4 protein-coding genes and 1 pseudogene are annotated in these 3,508 nt (G+C 61.1%); 4 read left to right on the forward strand and 1 reads right to left on the reverse strand.

What is annotated here, in order from left to right; translation table 11 throughout:
* The first annotated feature begins 113 nt into the window (after positions 1–113).
* Genes OQK_RS04745 through OQK_RS04760 form a run of 4 tightly spaced genes read left to right on the forward strand, consistent with a single transcriptional unit; the run spans position 114 to position 2,560 of the window.
* On the forward strand, positions 114–419 hold the full coding sequence (locus OQK_RS04745) for a BufA1 family periplasmic bufferin-type metallophore (RefSeq protein ID WP_016771358.1): 306 nt from the start codon (positions 114–116) through the stop codon (positions 417–419).
* A gap of 25 nt (positions 420–444) precedes the next feature.
* Positions 445–1,332 carry an MNIO family bufferin maturase gene (gene bufB / locus OQK_RS04750; RefSeq protein ID WP_016771359.1) on the forward strand — a complete coding sequence of 296 codons (888 nt, stop codon included), beginning with the start codon at positions 445–447 and terminating at the stop codon, positions 1,330–1,332.
* Complete coding sequence (locus OQK_RS04755; protein WP_016771360.1) at positions 1,329–2,087, forward strand: HvfC/BufC N-terminal domain-containing protein; 759 nt, start codon at positions 1,329–1,331, stop codon at positions 2,085–2,087. The genes bufB and OQK_RS04755 overlap by 4 nt, the downstream gene beginning before the upstream one ends.
* Complete coding sequence (locus OQK_RS04760; RefSeq protein WP_016771361.1) at positions 2,084–2,560, forward strand: DoxX family protein; 477 nt, start codon at positions 2,084–2,086, stop codon at positions 2,558–2,560. Before OQK_RS04755 ends, OQK_RS04760 begins: the two co-directional genes overlap by 4 nt.
* A 108-nt stretch (positions 2,561–2,668) precedes the next feature.
* Here the strand turns inward: OQK_RS04760 and OQK_RS04765 are convergent.
* Positions 2,669–3,508: pseudogene (locus OQK_RS04765) on the reverse strand (LysR family transcriptional regulator); the annotation flags it as partial.

Raw genomic sequence — 3,508 nt, forward strand, 5'->3', positions numbered from 1 at the left:
ATTTTTTTATAAATTTCTCGCCCCGCCTGTAACGCATCCCCCCACCCGTTCTCTAGAGGGACAAGCAAGCGCAAACCGCTTGCAGAAACCCTGATAAAAACTGGAGAAACATCATGACTGCGACTACCCGTACCCTGTCCGCTACCGCCCTGGTTCTGGCCCTCGGTTCCGCTCTGAGCATCGCCACTGTCTCCACCGCCCAGGCCGCCGATGCCAACATGGAAAAATGCTTCGGCGTGGCCATGAAGGGTAAGAACGATTGCGCCGCAGGTGCCGGGACTACCTGCGCCGGCACGGCGAAAATGGACTATCAGGCCAACGCCTGGAAGCTCGTTCCGAAAGGCACCTGCGCCACCACTGAAAGCAAAACCTCGCCGACCGGTTTCGGTCAGCTCGAAGCCTTCAAAGCCAAGTCCTGATCCACGGCCTGCCTGAGTGACGCCCATGTTCAGTCATCACGAACCGTCCCTGCCGCGCACTCAGGCAGCTCGCACCGAGCTCCCTGCCCGCGCCGGGCTGGGGCTCAAGACCGGGCACTTCCTCGAAGTGCTCGGCTCCGTACCTGACCTCGGCTTCTTCGAGGTCCACGCCGAAAACTACATGGTGGCCGGCGGCCCTTTTCATCATTTTCTCGGTCTGATTCGCCAACAGTACCCGCTGTCATTGCACGGCGTGGGCCTGTCTATCGGTGGCGAAGGCCCGCTGGACGGCCAGCACCTCAAACGCCTCGCCGAGCTGATCGAGCGCTATCAACCGCAAGCCTTTTCCGAACATCTGGCGTGGTCGAGCCACGGCCCGGTGTTCCTCAATGACCTGCTGCCACTGGCTTACGACACGCCGACGCTGAACCGCGTTTGTGCGCACATTGACCAGGTGCAGAACACTCTGAAACGACCGATGCTGTTGGAGAACCCGGCGACCTATCTGGGATTTGAGCACTCGACGATCGACGAGGCCGAGTTCATCGCCGAAGTGATCCGCCGCAGCGGCTGCGGCTTGTTGCTCGACGTCAATAATGTCTACGTGTCGTGCATCAATCATCAGCGCGATCCTTTGGCCTACCTCGATGCGTTACCGCTGCACGCGGTCGGCGAGATTCATCTGGCCGGCTTCGCTGAAGATTGCGACAACCTCGGCGATCGCTTGCTGATTGACGATCACGGCGCGCCTATTGATCAGTCCGTCTGGGATCTGTACCGGCAAGTGCTGCAACGTATCGGCCCGGTAGCGACGCTGATCGAACGCGATAACCAGGTGCCGGCCTTCGACGTTTTGCTCGCCGAAGCGCAGCAAGCCGAGACGCTGTTGCGCCGCGCGGAGTGTGCGGCATGAGCACGCAAGCGGACTTCGCCGCCGCCCTGCTCAATGCGCAACTGCCGTATCCCAAGGGCCTGTGCAGCCGCAACGGCGCCGATCCGTCGCGACGTTTTGCGGTGTATCGCAACAACGTGCAGAGCTCGTTGATCAATGCCCTGGCCGACAGCTATCCGGTGGTGCTGCAATTGGTCGGCGAGGAGTTCTTCCGCGCCATGGCAGCGATTTTCGTCCAGAGTCAGCCGCCACACAGTCCGTTGATGAGCCGCTATGGCGAAGACTTCGCCGACTTCATCGCAGAGTTTGAACCCATCGCCGGAGTGCCTTATGTCGCTGATGTTGCGCGCCTTGAGCATCTGCGCACTGTCGCCTACCACGCCGCTGATGCGCAGCCGATACGGCCTGAACAAGTCAGTGCCGCGCTGGCCGATCCGCAGTCGCTGACTGAGCTGTGTTTCGAACTGCATCCCTCGCTGCACCTGCTCGACTCAGCCTACGCCGTTGTCGCGATCTGGGCCGCGCATCAGCAGGAGCCAACTCTGGCGGGCATTGGCCTGAATCAAGGCCAGCACGCTCTGGTGCTGCGCAATGGTCTCGACGTTGAGGTGTTTGCGCTTGAACCAGGTGCGAGCGTGTTCCTTCGTCATCTGCTCCAGGGCTCGCCACTGCTCGCGGCGGCAGAAAACAGCCCGCCGTTCGATCTCGCCCAAACCCTCGCCTTACTGATTGCGCATAACGCGATCACGCAGCTGAATTACAAGGAGTTGCTATGAACGCTTTTATCCTGCGCGTCATCGCGCTGTTCGAAAAAATCCCGCACAGCCTGATTGCCTTCATCGCGCGTTTTTCCATCGCTGCGGTGTTCTGGAAATCCGGGCAAACCAAGGTCGAAGGACTGGCCGTCGATTTGATTGACGGAACCTTTGAACTGGGCTGGCCACGTTTGGCCGATTCGACGATTCCGCTGTTTCAGAGCGAGTACAACCTGCCGCTGTTGTCGCCGGAAATTGCCGCGCATCTGGCGGCGTTTGCCGAGCATGTGTTTCCGCTGCTGATCCTGCTCGGCTTCGCCACACGGTTTTCGGCGCTGGCGCTGCTGGGCATGACCCTGACTATCCAACTGTTTGTCTACCCGGATGCCTACCCGACCCATGGCACCTGGGCGGCGGTGTTGCTGTACCTGATGGCGACCGGGCCGGGCAAATTGTCGATCGATCAGCTGATCGCCCGCCGTTTCGCCAAATAATCACCCCCGTGGGAGCGAGCCTGCTCGCGAAAGCGGTGTGTCATTCAACATCGGTATCGACTGAACTGACGCATTCGCGAGCAGGCTCGCTCCCACAGGGAAATCACATCAGCGCTGCAGTCGATCCAGCGCTTCGCCACTGCGCTTGAACCAGCCCATCAGATAATCCGCGAGCACCTGCGTGCGTTTCGGCAATCCCCCCTGATACGGGTGCACCAGATACATCGGCATGCGTCGGGTCTGGTAATCGCGCAGCAGCCAGCGCAAGCGGCCGTCCGCCAGTTCCGCTTGCAGCAGATACGACGGCAAACGGGCGATGCCGGCGCCGGACAGCGCTGCTTTCTTCAACAGGCTGTAGTGATTGCTGGCAAACGGACCCGAAACCCGCACCCGCAACAACTCGTGCTGCTGGTGATACAGCCATTCTTCGCGACCGCTGTAATGGCTGTTGAGCAGGCAACGATGCTCGGCCAAGGCATGCGGCGTCGCCGGCTCGCCGAAGCGCTCGAGGTAGGCCGGGCTGGCGCAGGTCATTTCGTGCCACGCCAACAGCGGCCTGGCCACCAGCCGATCGTCATTGGCCACTTCGGCACGAATCGCCAGATCAAAGCCATCACGGGCCAGATCGCGATAGCTATTGTTCAGCTCCAACTCGATCTGCACCTCCGGGTATTGCCCGGAAAACTCCAGCAGCAAGCCATCGAAGAAGGTCTCGCCGAGCGACACCGGAACCGTCATGCGCACGGGGCCGGCCATGTCGTCCTTCAACCGCGCCAAAGCCTGCCGTGCGCGTTCGACCTGAACCACCAGCGCCTGGGCCTGCGGCAGCAGCGCCGCCCCCCGCCGCCGTCAGACTCAAGCGTCGGGTGGTGCGTTGCAGCAGCACCACACTGAATTGCGCTTCAAGCTGGCTAATGCGCTTGGAGAGTTGGCCCTTGCTGCAGCCCA

Origin of the sequence: Pseudomonas sp. R62 (genome assembly GCF_000257605.1) — a bacterium.
Taxonomy (GTDB): Bacteria; Pseudomonadota; Gammaproteobacteria; order Pseudomonadales; family Pseudomonadaceae; genus Aquipseudomonas; species Aquipseudomonas atacamensis.

Coding starts and splice junctions, on each gene's coding strand:
- OQK_RS04755 (WP_016771360.1), top strand. CDS start 1,329: ATGAGCACGCAAGCGGACTTCGCCGCCGCCCTGCTCAATGCGCAACTG.
- bufB (WP_016771359.1), top strand. CDS start 445: ATGTTCAGTCATCACGAACCGTCCCTGCCGCGCACTCAGGCAGCTCGC.
- OQK_RS04745 (WP_016771358.1), top strand. CDS start 114: ATGACTGCGACTACCCGTACCCTGTCCGCTACCGCCCTGGTTCTGGCC.
- OQK_RS04760 (WP_016771361.1), top strand. CDS start 2,084: ATGAACGCTTTTATCCTGCGCGTCATCGCGCTGTTCGAAAAAATCCCG.